This is a genomic window from Marinospirillum alkaliphilum DSM 21637, assembly GCF_900119735.1.
Lineage (GTDB): Bacteria > Pseudomonadota > Gammaproteobacteria > Pseudomonadales > Halomonadaceae > Marinospirillum > Marinospirillum alkaliphilum.
Genome location: NZ_FPJW01000005.1, coordinates 142,328 through 157,770, shown reverse-complemented (window position 1 = coordinate 157,770; position 15,443 = coordinate 142,328). Strand labels below are relative to the sequence as shown.

Here is a 15,443-nt window from a genome sequence, read left to right as displayed (position 1 = left end):
GCTGCCATGGATGGCAGCAGCCGAGCCCTACAGGGATGTATTCACGGGCGTGTCCCGATTGACCCTGTCAGCCGACCGATCCTCACTGATTAACGGGATTCAGTGAAAATCTCGCGGCCAATCAGCATGCGGCGGATTTCGCTGGTGCCGGCACCGATTTCATACAGCTTGGCATCACGCAACAGTCGGCCCGTCGGGTATTCGTTGGTGTAGCCGTTGCCGCCCAGTAACTGAATGGCATCCAGTGCCACCTGGGTGGCTTTTTCCGCGCAATAGAGGATGACACCAGCAGCGTCTTTACGGCTGGTTTCACCACGGTCGCAGCAGCGGGCCACCGCATAGAGGTAGGCACGGCAGGCTGTCATGGTGGTGTACATGTCGGCAATCTTGCCCTGCACCAACTGAAATTCACCGATGGACTGGTCAAACTGTTTGCGCTCGTGGATGTAAGGCACCACCACGTCCATGGCTGCCTGCATGATGCCGATGGGACCGGCAGCCAGTACGGTGCGCTCGTAATCCAGGCCGCTCATCAGCACTCGAACACCCTTGCCCACTTCACCCAGCACGTTTTCCTCCGGCACGGCACAATCTTCAAACACCAGTTCACAGGTGTTGGAGCCACGCATGCCCAGTTTGTCGAGTTTCTGGTGGCGGGAGAAACCGGGGAAGTCACGCTCTACAATAAAGGCAGTGATGCCTTTGGAACCGGCGTTGACATCGGTCTTGGCGTAGATGACATAGGTGTGGGCATCAGGACCGTTGGTGATCCACATCTTGTTGCCGTTGAGGATGTACTGGTCACCCTTCTTTTCTGCACGCAGTTTCATGCTGACCACGTCAGAACCGGCATTGGGCTCGGACATGGCCAGTGCGCCGATGTGCTCACCGGAGCAGAGTTTTGGCAGGTATTTTTCTTTCTGAGCCTGGTTGCCGTTCAGTTTGATCTGGTTCACACACAGGTTGGAGTGGGCACCGTAGGACAGACCAACAGAGGCAGAGGCACGGGAAATTTCTTCCATGGCAATGGAGTGGGCCAGGTAACCCATGCCGGAACCGCCAAACGCTTCCGGTACGGTGATGCCCAGCAGGCCCATGTCACCGAACTTTTTCCACAGGTCCATGGGGAATTCATTGTTTTTGTCGATTTCGGCAGCGCGGGGTGCAATTTCTGCGGCGGCAAAGGCGTTCACCTGTTCGCGCAGCATGTTCAGTTCATCATCCAGGCCGAAGTTCATGTCTTTGAAGATGGATTGCATGGTTGTTGTTCCCTCTGCTGATTGAATCAAAAAAATGGTGTTTTTCTTATGGGGTGTAACACCTGTTTTGGTTAGGTTGAACTCTAGGGCAAGTTGACGTTAACGTAAAGGGAAATTTTCTGACCGGTCCGTCATCTCGGCGGCATGGGGGTTGATAGCGTTTTCTAGTGGCCGGCAGGTGTTTTTATGACAAAAAATCCATCTGTTACGTATTGTTATTTTGCTGCGGTCGCAATAACCTTGAGAGAATTTCCCGTTAAGGTTCTTTCAGCATTGTACAGAGCTGAAAGCCTGCCTCGGATATTCTGAAAACTCGCTACCCTGAGAAAAGAGATCCCTGATTTGAATCTGCAGACCCTCAGTCGCCAGGAAGCCATTCTCGAAGCATCGACGGAGATGATCGCAACGGTTTCGCTGGACCAGCAGTTGCTTTATCTCAATCTGGCAGGTCGGCGCATGCTGGGGATTCCTGCTACAGCAAATCTGGAGCAGCAGGTTTTCCGTATTCGTGATTTTCACGCTGATGAAGCTTATCGCTATTTGAATGAAGAGGTGTTTCCCCGTCTTGCGGCGGGTGAGGCTCGCTGGGAAGGTGAAGTGGAGTTCACCAGTCTGGAGGGTGAGGTTTTTCCCGGACACCTGATAGTGATTGCTCATCGTGGTCAGGAAGGCGAGCTGCAGTGGATCACCGGCATTATGCGTGATCTGCGGCGTCGCAAGGAATTTGAAGCCCAGCAACGGCTGGCCATGCGGGTGTTTGATAACACCATCGAAGGCATTATGGTCACCGATGGTCATGCTCGTATTCAGCAGATTAATGCTGCTTTTACTGAAATCACTGGTTATACCGCTGAAGAAATGATCGGTAAAACGCCGCGAGTGTTGCGTTCAGAGCACCATGATCAGGCGTTTTATGATGCCATGTGGCAAAGCATTGCTGACACGGACCGCTGGCAGGGAGAGATCTGGAATCGTCGCAAGGATGGTGGCGTTTATCTGCAGTGGTTGTCGATCAACTGTGTGCGGAATGCACGCGGATTCATTGAACACTACATTTCCATTTTCCATGATCTGACTGAAATGCGTGCCAAGGAAGCCGAGATTCAGCATCTTGCTCACCATGACCCTTTAACCGGTTTGGGTAATCGCCATCAGTTGGGTGAGCGTTTGCGTCATGCCGTGCGCCAGGCGCGTAGCCAGAAAGGAAATCTGGCGCTGCTGGTGATGGATCTGGGCAATATTCAACTGATCAATGAAAGCCTTGGGCATACCTGGTGTGATCGGTTGATTCGTCATCAGAGCGCCCGGCTGCGGGAAGTCGTTAGTGAAGCAGATACTCTGGTTCGTATTGGAGCGGATGAATTTGCGTTGTTGGTAGAGGATTACGAATCTCTGCATGACATCAGTCAGTTGGCACACCAGCTCAAGCTGGTACTGCAGGAAGAGGTATCGCTGGGTGAGCATCGTGTCATCCTGAGCCCTTCCATTGGTGTGGCCTTTTTCCCCGAGGATGCGGACTCCGCTGACCAGTTGCTGACCAATGCCCAGGCTGCCTTGGCTGAAGCCAAGCATTCCGGTCGAGATACCTTCCGTTTTTTTGATCAGGACATGAGTCGCGAAGCGCGTGACCGGCTGAAGTTGGAGCAAGCGCTGCGCAGTGCCATCAAGGGGGGCGGTTTAAGCCTTCATTATCAGCCCAAGGTACGTTTGGAAACGGCTGGTGTTTATGGCGCAGAAGCCTTGTTACGCTGGACACACCCGGAGCTGGGCCCCTTGTCCCCAGCAGTTTTCATTCCTCTGGCTGAAGAGTCCGGGTTGATCGTTGAAATTGGTGCCTGGGTGTTGCAGGAAGCTTGTAATGCACTGGTGCGCTGGCGTGCTTCAGGTCAGCAGTTACCCCGTATTGCGGTCAATATTTCTGTGCAGCAACTGGAGCGGGAGGACTTCCCTGGTTGGTTGGAGCGGTTGTTGATCAGTCATCAGCTGGAGCGTGATCTGCTGGAGCTGGAAATCACCGAAACAGGTCTGATGCAAAATGAGCAGCGAGCACTGCGTTCTCTGGTGCGGCTGCAGCAAAAAGGCTTTCGTATCGCGCTGGATGACTTTGGTACCGGTTATTCAAGCCTGTCCTACCTGCGCAAGCTGCCGCTTTCAACTTTAAAAATTGATCGCTCCTTTGTGATGGACATGAGTGCTGACAAGGTCAGTCTGAGTATTGTGCGCACCATTATTCAACTGGCGCACAATCTGGACCTGGATCTGGTGGCAGAAGGTGTGGAGGACGAAATCCAGGCTCAATTGCTGCTGGATATGGGTTGTGAGCAGGCGCAGGGCTTTCATTATCACCGCCCCATGCCGGAGGCAGATTTTGTCGCCTTGTTGACGGGCTGAATTCATCAGCTGCGATTGCGTTCTGCTTCCAGCAGCTGAATCATCTGACGCGCTGCATTCGACAGGGTGCGTTCACGGTGGTACAGAAAACCCAGCGGTCGGGTGATCGGTGGGTGATCCAGATCCAGCACCTGCAGGCTTTCATCAATCAGCGTTTCCGGCAGCAGACTCCAGCCCAGTCCGATGGACACCATCATTTTCAGTGTTTCCATGTAGTTGGTGGACAGGGTGACATTCAACTCCAGATCCTGTTCCCGGAACACCCGTTCAACGATGCCGCGGGTGAAGGTCTGCTGACCCGGCAGCACCGCATCATGGTGGGTCAGATCATCCAGTTGCAGGCTGTGCAAGCGGCTTAAGGGATGACCTTTGGCCACCACAAAACGCAATTGATCCACCCAAACCGGCACCACCACCAGTGATGGATCGGGCACCGGTGCCAGGGTCACAATACCCAGCTCAAGGTCACCGGCCACCACCCCGGCGTAAGCCTGCTCGGAATCCTGAAAGCGCATGTCCAGCTTCACTTGTGGAAAGGTTTGAGTGAAACTTTTCAGCAGGGGTGGCAGGCGATGCAGGCCGATGTGATGGCTGGTGGCCAGAATCAGCGAACCCTGAATTTCGCCGCTGAGGTTGGCCAGCATTCGGCGGGTGTCTTCCAGATCCACCAGCAGTCGACGAGCGCGAGGCAGCAGAGCGGCACCGGCCTGAGTCAGGGTGATGCTGCGACCTATGCGATCAAACAGCCGCTGATTCAGCTGATCTTCCAGGCTGGCAATGCGTTTGCTGACAGCGGGCTGGGTGATGTGCAACTCATCGGCGGCGCGAGAAAAGGAACCTTTTTCGGCCACCTGGATAAAGGCTTGCAGGGATTGAATGTCCATTCGTTTCTCTATTTGCCCCTCTAATTGCTCTATTCCATGCTGTTATGCTGATTATGATAATGATGAATTGGTTTTATTGAATCACAGGCGTTAAGATGCTTGCAAGAGTCGCCAAAGGCTCAGTCTTGAGGAGAACAAAACATGGCTCAAACCCTGTATGACAAACTCTGGGATGCTCACCTGGTCAAGCAGCGTGATGATGGCACCGCGTTGATTTACATTGATCGCCACCTGCTGCACGAAGTGACTTCCCCTCAGGCTTTTGAAGGCCTGCGTCTGGCCAATCGCAAACCCTGGCGGCTGAATGCCAACCTGGCGACCCCGGATCATAACGTACCCACCACCCTGAAAGAACGTGCGCAGGGTGTCAGTGGTATCGAAGACGAAACCTCGCGCATTCAGGTGCAGACCCTGGATGACAACTGCGACGAATTTGGCATCACCGAATTCAAGATCAACGACCTGCGTCAGGGCATCGTGCATGTGGTCGGCCCGGAGCAGGGCGCAACCCTGCCGGGCATGACGCTGGTGTGCGGTGACTCCCACACCGCCACTCATGGTGCTTTTGCAGCGCTGGCGCATGGTGTCGGCACTTCTGAAGTGGAACACGTACTGGCGACCCAGTGCCTGATTCAGCGCAAAATGAAAAACCTGCTGATCCAGGTGGATGGTGAGCTGCAACCCGGTGTCACCGCCAAGGACATCATCCTGGCCGTGATTGGTGAAATCGGCACCGCCGGTGGCACGGGTTATGCGATGGAATTTGCCGGTTCTGCCATCAGCAGCCTGTCGATGGAAGGCCGCATGACCATCTGCAACATGGCGATTGAAGCCGGTGCCCGTGTGGGGCTGGTCGGTTGTGACCAGATCACCCTGGATTATGTCAAAGGCCGTCCTTTTGCGCCGAAAGGTGAGCAGTGGGATCAGGCGGTGGCCTACTGGAATACCCTGCACTCTGATGCCGACGCAGTATTCGACAAGGTGGTGAAACTGGATGCCGCCAGTATTGAACCTCAGGTCAGTTGGGGCACTTCGCCGGAAATGGTGGTGGCGGTGAATGGCCGGGTGCCTGATCCTGCCAAAGCAGCGGATGAAAACCTGCGCAAGAGCTGGGAAGCTGCACTGAAATACATGGGATTAAAACCCAATCAGGCGATTACCGACATTCAACTGGATCGGGTGTTCATCGGCTCCTGCACCAACTCACGCATTGAAGACCTGCGTGCCGCTGCTGAAGTGGCCAAAGGCCGTAAAGTGGCCGCCACCCTGAAACAGGCATTAGTCGTACCGGGTTCCGGTCTGGTGAAGCAGCAGGCAGAAGAAGAAGGACTGGACAAGATCTTCATTGAAGCCGGTTTTGAATGGCGCGAACCCGGTTGCTCCATGTGCCTGGCGATGAATGCTGACAAGCTGGGGCAGGGTGAACACTGTGCGTCCACCTCCAACCGCAACTTTGAAGGGCGGCAGGGTTATGGCGGACGTACCCACCTGGTCAGCCCCGCCATGGCCGCTGCGGCTGCCATTGCCGGTCATTTTGTGGATGTGCGGGAATTCTGAGACTGATCCCGGTGCAGGTCGCTTTGCAAGGAATCTGTTTCTCAGCAGCGACTTGAGCTGGTTCCACAGGTCTTGATTAGGCTGATGTAGACCGAATAGTGCGGCAAGCGCAGCAGGGACTGCGCAGCGCGGCGCTTGAGGCAGGAAAGTCGAACGCGCCGAAAAGCATATTCGGTTGAAAGTCAGCCGCTACTTCATTCTCTCAGGAGAAAGCAATGCAAAAATTTACCCAGTTAAATGGTTTGGTTGCGCCGCTGGATCGCGCCAATGTTGATACCGACCTGATCATTCCCAAGCAGTTTCTGAAGTCCATCAAGCGTACCGGCTTTGGCCCCAACCTGTTTGATGAGTTGCGTTACCTGGACGAAGGTTTCCCCGGACAGGATTGCAGTCAGCGTCCGTTGAACCCTGACTTTGTGCTGAACCAGCCGCGTTTTCAGCAGAGTGAAGTGCTCCTGTCGCGCCAGAACTTCGGTTGTGGCTCTTCACGGGAACATGCGCCCTGGGCGCTGGTGGACTATGGTTTTCGTGCCGTGATTGCACCCAGCTTTGCGGATATTTTCTTCAACAATGCGCCCAAGAATGGCCTGTTGTTGATTCAGCTGGATGAAAACACCGTGGATCGCCTGTTTAATGAGGTGAATGCCAGCGAGGGTTATCGCCTGCTGATAGACCTGCCTGCACAAACGGTGACAACACCTTCCGGTGAGGTGCTGCGCTTTGAGATGGATCCGTTCCGCAAGCATTGCCTGATCGAGGGGCTGGATGACATCGGTATTACCTTGCAGGATGCGGATGCCATCAAGGCTTATGAAGCCAAACAGGCTGCACACACGCCCTGGATTTTTAACTGATATTCAAGAGATAAGCACATGAGCAAAAAAATTCTGGTTTTACCCGGTGATGGTATCGGTCCTGAGATTACTGCCGAAGCAGTGAAGGTACTGGAAGTCTGCCGTGACCAGTTCGGTCTGGGTGTCAGCTGGGAAGAAGGTCTGGTGGGTGGTGCCGGTTATGATGCCACCGGTGAGCCGCTGCCACCGGAAACGCTGGAAAAAGCCAAAGCCGCTGATGCGATTCTGCTGGGTGCGGTGGGTGGTCCCAAGTGGGATAAGCTGCCGGATATCTCCAAGCGTCCGGAGCGGGGTCTGCTGGGCATTCGCAAGCAGTTGGGTCTTTTTGGCAACCTGCGCCCGGCGATTCTTTATCCGCAGCTGGCCGATGCGTCCAGCCTGAAGCCGGAAGTGGTGTCCGGTCTGGATATCATGATTGTGCGTGAACTGACCGGTGGCATTTATTTTGGCCAGCCGCGCGGCATTCGTGAGCTGGAGAATGGCGAAAAGGAAGGTTTCAACACCTACGTTTATTCCGAGAGTGAAATCCGTCGCATCGGTAAGGTGGCTTTTGAGCTGGCACGCAAGCGCAACAAGCGAGTGTGTTCGGTGGACAAGGCCAACGTGCTGGAAGTCACCATGCTGTGGCGTGATGTGATGGAAGAAGTGGGTCGGGATTATCCCGATGTGGAGTTGTCCCACATGTATGTGGACAATGCGGCCATGCAGCTGGTGCGTGCACCCAAGCAGTTTGACGTGCTTGTGACCGGCAACATGTTCGGTGACATCCTGTCGGACGAAGCGGCCATGCTGACCGGTTCCATCGGTATGCTGCCCTCTGCTTCACTGGATGCCAACGCCAAGGGCATGTACGAGCCCTGCCACGGTTCAGCACCGGATATCGCCGGACTGGGTGTCGCCAATCCGCTGGCCACCATTCTGTCGGTGTCGATGATGCTGCGTTATTCCTTCGGTGAAGGTGAGGTGGCAGGAAAAATTGAACAGGCTGTCAGTGATGTGCTGGATCAGGGGTTGCGTACCGCTGATATACTGTCCGCAGGCATGACCAAGGTCGGCACCGCCCAGATGGGTGATGCAGTGGTCAAAGCGTTGAAAGCACTCTGACAGCAACAGGAGGAACAGAAGATTTCCATGAAAAAATTAACCGTAGGTCTGGTGGGCTGGCGCGGAATGGTCGGCTCGGTACTGATGCAGCGGATGCAGGAAGAAAAAGACTTTGATCTGATCGAAGCGGTGTATTTCACCACTTCTCAGGCTGGCAAACCCGGTCCTGACGGTCAGCCGCTGCAAAGTGCCAGCGATCTGGATGCGTTGAAAAAACTGGATGTGGTGATCACCTGTCAGGGTGGTGACTACACCAACGAAGTTTACGGTCCACTGCGTGCGGCCGGTTGGCAGGGTTATTGGATTGATGCTGCATCCAGCCTGCGCATGGCGGATGAAAGCATCATTGTGCTGGATCCGGTCAACCGCAAGGTGATTGATGCCGGTCTGACTTCCGGTGTGAAAACCTTTGTGGGTGGCAACTGCACCGTCAGCCTGATGTTGATGGCACTGGGTGGCCTGTATGAAAAAGGTCTGGTGGAGTGGATGACTTCCATGACTTACCAGGCTGCTTCTGGTGCCGGTGCCCAGAACATGCGTGAGCTGCTGAACCAGATGGGTGCGCTGCGGGATGCCGTGGCTCCTGAGCTGGCTGATCCGGCCTCCGCCATTCTGGACATTGATCGCAAGGTGGCAGCAGCGATGCGCTCGGCTGACTTCCCGACCGACAACTTCGGTGTGCCGCTGGCAGGCAGTCTGATTCCTTACATCGACAAGCAACTCGACAGTCGTCAGAGCAAGGAAGAATGGAAGGGGCACGTGGAGACCAACAAGATCCTTGGCCTGTCTGCCAATCCGGTGCCGATTGATGGCCTGTGTGTACGGATCGGCGCCATGCGCTGTCACAGTCAGGCGTTGACCATCAAGCTGAAACAGGATGTACCGCTGGATGAAATTCACGGCCTGCTGGCAGCGCACAACGACTGGGTGAAAGTGGTGCCCAATGAGCGTGATGCCTCCATCCGTGAGCTGGGTCCAACTGCGGTGACGGGTACCCTGACCGTGCCCGTGGGTCGTCTGCGCAAGATGAACATGGGTCCGCAGTACCTGTCTGCATTCACTGTAGGTGATCAGCTGTTGTGGGGGGCTGCAGAACCCCTGCGTCGTATGCTGCGTATCCTGCTTGAGCGTTAAGCCTGGATGCAGATCATGAAAGCGGCAGCCTCGGCTGCCGTTTTTGTAAATGAACGATGACAAATCACAGAAAAACTGTTAAAAACTCCATAGCTATGAAATCGTGGGAAAAATGGTTTTTTCCGCAGGCAGAATGATAAATCATGGGGCAGGGTATGCAGAGGAAGGTAACCGGAATGCGTTCTTGGATGGTGGCTGGTTTGGCTGCAGGTGTTCTGGCAGTACCACTCAGTCTTGTCGTTTATAGCTCACAGGCTGCTGACTTCCCTGAAATGTCGGCTCTGACTGCAGAGGAGTTGCGTACGGCTCTGGCCTCTTCTACAGCTACACCCCAGGCACAGCGTCGTGTTCGTGTGGGTCCACGGGATACCCTGTGGAGCATTGCCCGCACCAATCGACCAGATAACAATATCACCATCAAGCAGGCCATGCTGGCCATTCGTGATGCCAACCCCCAGGCTTTCCCAGGCGGCAATATCAATGAAATGGAAGCTGGGGCAACGTTGGTCATTCCAACCGCAGCAGCCATGATGCGTCGTACTGCCTCTCAGGCTGAAGAAGAAGTACGCCGACAGAATCAGGCCTGGGTTGCCAGCAAGGCCCCGCCGCTTCCAACAGCACAGGAACGACAGCAGCCTGCTCCGCAAGTGGCGCCTGCTCCGGTCACTCGTCAGCCAGCACCTGCCGCAGCATCGGCACCACAACCAGCGCCCGAGCGCGCTGATACGCGTCCACGTGATCTGCAACTGGTGACACCTCCTGCTACTGATACCCAGCAGCAGCGCATTCGTGAATTGGAAAGCCGCCTGGCTTCCAGTGAAGAAGGTCTGCAAGCCGTTGAGCGTGAAAAGGATGAGCTGGCTGAGCGTATTACGGAAATGCAGCAGCAGATCAATACCCTGCAGCAGTTGATTCGCCTGAAGGATGAGCAGCTGGCTGATATGGAGCGCCAACTGACTCAGCGTCCTGCTCAGCACGTTGTGACACCTTCCGGTGCGGTTGCTCCTGCAACTGCCGAACCTCAGGATTTGATGGCGCAGATTCAACAGCAGCCCGGCCTGTATGGCGCTCTGGGTGGCTTGGCAGTACTGGTGTTACTGATGCTTGCTGCGCTCCTGTCAACCCGTGGCAAGCTGAGCAAGGCGCGTGCCGAAGCGGCTGAAGCTGTTCGGGCTTCCGGTAATCTCGAGGCTGATATTCTGGCTGCACACAATGCCACCTCCTCGGATTTTGATCTGGATCTCAATGCCCGCCCTCTGGAAGATCTGGAGTCACTGGGTCTGGGTAATGATCTTTCCACTGACCTTGAAGAATCTGATCTTGCACTGGATGAGGCAGTTGAAACGACCGCACCTGCTGCTGTCCGCCCTGCTGCGCGTGAAGAAAAACAGCGTGATCCTTTGCAGGAAGCAGAAATGTTCATTGCCTATGGCCGTTTGGAGCAGGCTGCCGGTTTCCTGCAGAAAGCCATTGCTGAACAGCCCGAGCGTGAAGATCTGCGGGTCAAGTTGCTGGAAGTGCTGGTTGAGCTCAATGATGAAGAAACCTTCCGTCAGCAGCAGGCTGAGCTGGAAGTGCGTCAGCCATCTTCAGCCAGTCGGGATCGTGCCGCAGAACTGGCCGGATTTTTTGCAACAGCCGCCGCAGCCACATCATTGGCGGCTGCTTCTGTTCAGGAAACGGAACAGCTGCAGGATGAAGACCTGGGTGACCTGGATCTGGGTGATGTGAGTTTTGATGAAGATCTGGACCTGAGTGAGCAGGAGCTGGATGATATTTTTGCCGAAGAAGACACCTTGAACGATCAGGATGCCTTTGGCGGCGTGGAAATGGATCTTCAAGTTGATCAGGACCAGAGTGATCTGGAAGATCTGCCAGACCTGAATGACCTGGTTGGTCAGGATGATATTGATGACTTGAGTGATCTGGATAGCCTGGAAGCCGATCTGGACGAAGTGATTTCTGCGCGTGACCCACTGGAGCCAGTTGATGATGTGGGTGAGGATCTGCCGGAGCTTGACGTGCTGGATGAAGCAGCAGCAGAAGAGCTGGATCTGGATCTGGAGCTGGATCTGGAAAAGCCGCTGGCTGATGATGAACTTGCCGATGAGCTGCATCCTGAAAATGACTTTGAGCCGGTGGATTACAAATCCGATGCGGAAGAGTTTATGTCTGCGCTGGATAGCCTCAGCCTGGACGATGCACTGGATGAGAACATGGAGATTCCGGGAGCCCGCACACGTCCGGCACCCGGTGTTGAGGAAGATCTGGCCGCGCTGAGTTCTGATCTTTCCGAGCTGGAATCACTGGCATCAGACGAGGAGCCTGCAGTGGATGAGGTGGACTTGTCGGGTTTGGATGATCTTGGTGGGTTTGATGATCTGGATCTGGGTGTGAATGATGACATGACCACCCAGTTGGATCTGGCCACTGCTTACATTGAAATGGGTGACAAGGAAGGGGCGCGTGAGATCCTCGAAAAGGTGGTGCGGGAAGCAGACGCTGACCTGAGTGCTACTGCGCAACAGATGCTGGAGGCATTAAAGGGCTGAGATGCCGCTGTTGACTGATCCTTTTGATTTATTCCCGTCTGATGACGCAACGCCCGGTCGCATCGCGCTGGGCGTTGAGTATTTGGGCAGTGGCTTTCGCGGTTGGCAAACCCAGCAAACGGGTGTGCCCAGTATTCAGCCTTGGCTGGAGTCTGCCCTCAGCAAGGTAGCTGGGGAGACGATCAGTGTCATGTGTGCGGGTCGTACTGATGCCGGGGTACACGCCACGGGACAGGTGGTGCACTTTGATACCAGCGCAGCACGCCCCAGTCGTGCCTGGGTGTTTGGTTGCAATGGTGAGTTGCCGCCGGATATCCGCATCCGCTGGGCCAAACCCATGCCACATGATTTCCATGCCCGTTATTCGGCGATTGCACGCCGCTACCGTTATGTCATTATCAATCACCGCATGCGCCCGGCACAGATGCACGACCAGCTCACCTGGTGGAACAAACCACTGGATGTTGAAAAAATGCATGAGGCGGCACAGTATCTGATTGGTGAGAAGGACTTTTCCGCTTTTCGCTCTGCCAAGTGTGAATCCTCCACGCCCTGGCGCCACATGCACTTTATCCGGGTGTATCGTCGAGGTCAGTTGCTGGTGGTGGATATCCAGGCCAATGCCTTTTTGCACCACATGGTGCGTAACATCGTCGGAACCCTGTTGGCCGTAGGGCAGGGTGATCGTCCGGTGAGCTGGGTAAAAGAACTGCTGGACCTGAAAAAGCGCCAGATAGCAGGGATTACTGCGCCGGCTCAGGGCTTGTATCTGGTGGCGGCACTTTATCCGGAACGTTTTGGGCTGCCTTGTGAATCCCTGGGGCCTCATTTCATGCAGTTACTGGCTGATGAGCACCCGGATGATCCTTATCCTGAATTTCTGCCAGAATGGCACCGCACCCATCTGACACGCATGCCGGGAGCAGCAAATAATGAGTGAGGTTGTGTGCCCTTGAGAACCCGAGCCAAAATATGTGGGTTAACACGCCTGGAGGATGTTCAGGCCGTTGCGGAAGCGGGAGCGGATGCCATCGGTCTGGTGTTTTATCCACCGAGTCCTCGTAATGTATCGCTGGAACTGGCTACTTTACTGGCCAGTCAGCTGCCGCCATTCATCACCTGTGTGGGACTGTTTGTCGATCCTGAGCCTGAATGGGTGGAGGCCGTGCTGGCTGCCGTGCCGCTGGATCTGTTGCAGTTTCATGGCAACGAACCTGATGCTTTCTGCCGCTCATTTGCACGCCCCTACATCAAGGCGCTGCGCATGAAACCGGGTTTTGATCCAACAGCCGTTGTCGATCAGTGGCCAGCGGCTCGCGGTTTTCTGCTGGATGCCTATACGCCCGGTGTGCCGGGAGGCACGGGTGAGTCTTTTGACTGGCAGCGCTTTCCGCAGGATCAGCAGCGTCACTGGATTCTGGCCGGTGGTCTGGATGCCGGCAATGTGGCGGAAGCCATACGTATTGCGCGACCTTATGCGGTGGATGTTTCCGGTGGAGTTGAAAGCAGTCGGGGTATAAAATGCCCAACAGAAATTCATGCCTTCATGAAGGCTGTCAGAAGCCAAGGGGTTAATGCGTGACCAAATATGCTGATTTGTTGAACCTGCCGGATACCCGGGGTCATTTTGGGCCTTACGGCGGTCGTTTTGTTTCTGAAACCCTGAGCTTTGCACTTGAGCAACTGGATGAGCAGTACACCCGCCTGAGTGCTGATCCTGCTTTCCAGGCGGAGTTCGATCGTGACCTGGCCCATTATGTCGGCCGCCCTTCTCCACTTTATCATGCCGAGCGCTGGTCAAAACATCTGGGCGGTGCACAAATCTGGTTAAAGCGTGAAGACCTGAATCACACCGGTGCGCACAAGGTCAACAACACCATCGGTCAGGCGCTGCTGGCTAAATATTCTGGCAAGCCCCGTGTGATTGCTGAAACCGGTGCCGGTCAGCATGGTGTAGCCACCGCCACTGTGGCGGCTCGCCTGGGCCTGAAATGCCAGGTTTACATGGGGGCTGAAGACGTACAGCGTCAGGCTCCCAATGTGTATCGCATGAAGCTGCTCGGTGCCGAGGTGATTCCGGTCACTTCCGGTTCAAAAACCCTCAAGGACGCCATGAACGAAGCCCTGCGGGACTGGGTGACCAATGTTGATGATACCTTCTACATCATTGGTACCGTGGCGGGTCCACATCCTTATCCGAAGCTGGTGCGTGATTTCAACTCGGTGGCCGGACGTGAAGCACGTGAGCAGTCACTCAAACAAATCGGTCGCTTGCCGGATGCGCTGATTGCCTGCGTGGGTGGTGGTTCCAATGCGATGGGGCTGTTTTATCCCTTCCTGACCGATGATGATGTCGCCATGTATGGTGTTGAAGCCGGTGGTGATGGCCTGGAAACCGGGCGCCATGCCGCACCGCTGAATGCTGGTCGCCCCGGCGTGCTGCATGGTAACCGCACCTATCTGATGGAAGATGATGCCGGCCAGATCATCGAAACCCACTCGATTTCCGCTGGTCTGGATTATCCAGGTGTGGGACCGGAGCACGCTTACCTGAAAGACATCGGTCGGGTGAAATATGAAGTGGCCACTGATGTTCAGGTGATGGATGCCTTTAATGACCTGTGTGCTTATGAAGGCATCATTCCAGCGCTGGAGTCCAGCCATGCTTTGGCTTTTGCCAAGCGTCTTGCTCCCACTCTGAAGCCTGATCAGCATCTGGTGGTTAATCTGTCCGGTCGTGGTGACAAGGACATCATGACGGTGGCCCGCCTGCAGGGCATCACCCTTTGACACCCGTTGACCGGAGAATTCCATGAGCCGTATTCAAACAACCTTTGCCACCCTTAAACAACAGGGACGCAAGGCGCTGATTCCTTATATCACTGCTGGTGATCCGCATCCCGACTACACTGTCAGCCTGATGCATGCACTGGTGGAAGCCGGTGCTGACATTCTTGAGCTGGGCGTACCCTTTTCCGATCCCATGGCTGATGGCCCGGTGATTCAGAAGGCCTGTGAGCGGGCACTGAAACACAACACCCGCACTGTGGATGTGTTGGCAATGGTGGCTGAATTCCGTAAAACCAACAGTGAAACCCCGGTGGTATTGATGGGGTATCTGAACCCGATTGAAGCCCTGGGTTACGAGACCTTTGTTAAAGCTGCCGCGCTGGCCGGTGTGGATGGTGTACTGGTGGTGGACCTGCCACCGGAAGAAGCTGAAGAGTTTTCTGCGCTGCTGAAAGCCCACGAAATGGATGCAATTTTCCTGTTGGCACCCACCACCACCCGTGAGCGGGCAGCCAGGATTTGCGCTGCTGGCAGTGGTTACCTCTATTATGTTTCCCTGAAAGGGGTGACGGGTTCTGCCACGCTGGATGTGCCGGGTGTGGCTGCCAAGCTTGAAGCGTTTGCCGGTCTGACGGATCTGCCCATTGCTGTTGGTTTTGGTATCCGCGATGGCGCGACTGCGGCAGCCCTGGGCAGTGTGTCGGATGGTGTGATTGTGGGCAGTGCACTGGTCAGTCGCATTGCTGAGCTGGAAGCAAGTCCTGAAAAGATTGCTCCGGTGTTAAAAGCGATCCTGGGTGAGATGCGCCAGGCACTGGATGCTTCAGTCGCCTGAAGCCTGGCCTCAAAAAGTTACAACCCCGACGGCTGACTGGGTTAAAATGTACCTTTAGATTATTCCGTTCCTGAAAAGATCAC

General features: G+C 55.2%; 12 protein-coding genes. 10 read left to right on the top strand and 2 right to left on the bottom strand.

The features are described from left to right. Positions 1-89: 89 nt before the first annotated feature. Entirely contained in the window at positions 90-1,259 is a 1,170-nt protein-coding gene (locus tag BT114_RS08510) for an isovaleryl-CoA dehydrogenase (RefSeq protein ID WP_072325941.1), read from the bottom strand. Positions 1,260-1,601: 342 nt separating this feature from the next. On the opposite strand from BT114_RS08510, the gene BT114_RS08505 reads away from it, so the two are divergent. After that, positions 1,602-3,650, top strand: a complete 2,049-nt coding sequence (locus tag BT114_RS08505) for a putative bifunctional diguanylate cyclase/phosphodiesterase (RefSeq protein ID WP_072325939.1) — start codon at positions 1,602-1,604, stop codon at positions 3,648-3,650. Between the two features lie 5 nt (positions 3,651-3,655). On the opposite strand, the gene BT114_RS08500 is transcribed toward BT114_RS08505, so the two are convergent. Continuing rightward, positions 3,656-4,534: a LysR family transcriptional regulator gene (locus tag BT114_RS08500; RefSeq protein WP_072325937.1), complete on the bottom strand. Its 879-nt coding sequence runs from the start codon at positions 4,532-4,534 to the stop codon at positions 3,656-3,658. A gap of 141 nt (positions 4,535-4,675) precedes the next feature. On the opposite strand from BT114_RS08500, the gene leuC reads away from it, so the two are divergent. From leuC to trpA, 9 genes are all read left to right on the top strand, one after another. Continuing rightward, entirely contained in the window at positions 4,676-6,091 is a 1,416-nt protein-coding gene (leuC, locus tag BT114_RS08495; RefSeq protein WP_072325935.1) for a 3-isopropylmalate dehydratase large subunit, read from the top strand. Between the two features lie 215 nt (positions 6,092-6,306). Further along, a complete protein-coding gene (gene leuD, locus BT114_RS08490) occupies positions 6,307-6,945 on the top strand; it encodes a 3-isopropylmalate dehydratase small subunit (protein WP_072325934.1) in 639 nt (212 codons plus the stop codon). 18 nt (positions 6,946-6,963) lie between these two features. Continuing rightward, entirely contained in the window at positions 6,964-8,049 is a 1,086-nt protein-coding gene (leuB, locus tag BT114_RS08485) for a 3-isopropylmalate dehydrogenase (protein ID WP_072325932.1), read from the top strand. A 27-nt stretch (positions 8,050-8,076) separates the two neighbouring features. After that, complete coding sequence (gene asd / locus BT114_RS08480) at positions 8,077-9,183, top strand: aspartate-semialdehyde dehydrogenase (RefSeq protein WP_072325931.1); 1,107 nt, start codon at positions 8,077-8,079, stop codon at positions 9,181-9,183. 176 nt (positions 9,184-9,359) lie between these two features. Next, on the top strand, positions 9,360-11,735 hold the full coding sequence (locus BT114_RS08475; protein WP_072325930.1) for a FimV/HubP family polar landmark protein: 2,376 nt from the start codon (positions 9,360-9,362) through the stop codon (positions 11,733-11,735). Position 11,736: 1 nt separating this feature from the next. Beyond that, positions 11,737-12,675, top strand: a complete 939-nt coding sequence (gene truA / locus BT114_RS08470) for a tRNA pseudouridine(38-40) synthase TruA (protein ID WP_072325929.1) — start codon at positions 11,737-11,739, stop codon at positions 12,673-12,675. Positions 12,676-12,687: 12 nt separating this feature from the next. Next, positions 12,688-13,317, top strand: a complete 630-nt coding sequence (locus tag BT114_RS08465; RefSeq protein WP_072325928.1) for a phosphoribosylanthranilate isomerase — start codon at positions 12,688-12,690, stop codon at positions 13,315-13,317. Further along, entirely contained in the window at positions 13,314-14,525 is a 1,212-nt protein-coding gene (trpB, locus tag BT114_RS08460) for a tryptophan synthase subunit beta (RefSeq protein ID WP_072325927.1), read from the top strand. Before BT114_RS08465 ends, trpB begins: the two co-directional genes overlap by 4 nt. Positions 14,526-14,547: 22 nt before the next feature. Next, a complete protein-coding gene (trpA, locus tag BT114_RS08455) occupies positions 14,548-15,360 on the top strand; it encodes a tryptophan synthase subunit alpha (RefSeq protein ID WP_072325926.1) in 813 nt (270 codons plus the stop codon). Positions 15,361-15,443 lie beyond the last annotated feature (83 nt).

Bases quoted from the DNA above. Each gene is read 5' to 3' on its own strand.
- BT114_RS08510 (WP_072325941.1), bottom strand. From the start codon at position 1,259: ATGCAATCCATCTTCAAAGACATGAACTTCGGCCTGGATGATGAACTG.
- BT114_RS08500 (WP_072325937.1), bottom strand. From the start codon at position 4,534: ATGGACATTCAATCCCTGCAAGCCTTTATCCAGGTGGCCGAAAAAGGT.
- leuC (WP_072325935.1), top strand. From the start codon at position 4,676: ATGGCTCAAACCCTGTATGACAAACTCTGGGATGCTCACCTGGTCAAG.
- leuD (WP_072325934.1), top strand. From the start codon at position 6,307: ATGCAAAAATTTACCCAGTTAAATGGTTTGGTTGCGCCGCTGGATCGC.
- leuB (WP_072325932.1), top strand. From the start codon at position 6,964: ATGAGCAAAAAAATTCTGGTTTTACCCGGTGATGGTATCGGTCCTGAG.
- asd (WP_072325931.1), top strand. From the start codon at position 8,077: ATGAAAAAATTAACCGTAGGTCTGGTGGGCTGGCGCGGAATGGTCGGC.
- BT114_RS08475 (WP_072325930.1), top strand. From the start codon at position 9,360: ATGCGTTCTTGGATGGTGGCTGGTTTGGCTGCAGGTGTTCTGGCAGTA.
- truA (WP_072325929.1), top strand. From the start codon at position 11,737: ATGCCGCTGTTGACTGATCCTTTTGATTTATTCCCGTCTGATGACGCA.
- trpA (WP_072325926.1), top strand. From the start codon at position 14,548: ATGAGCCGTATTCAAACAACCTTTGCCACCCTTAAACAACAGGGACGC.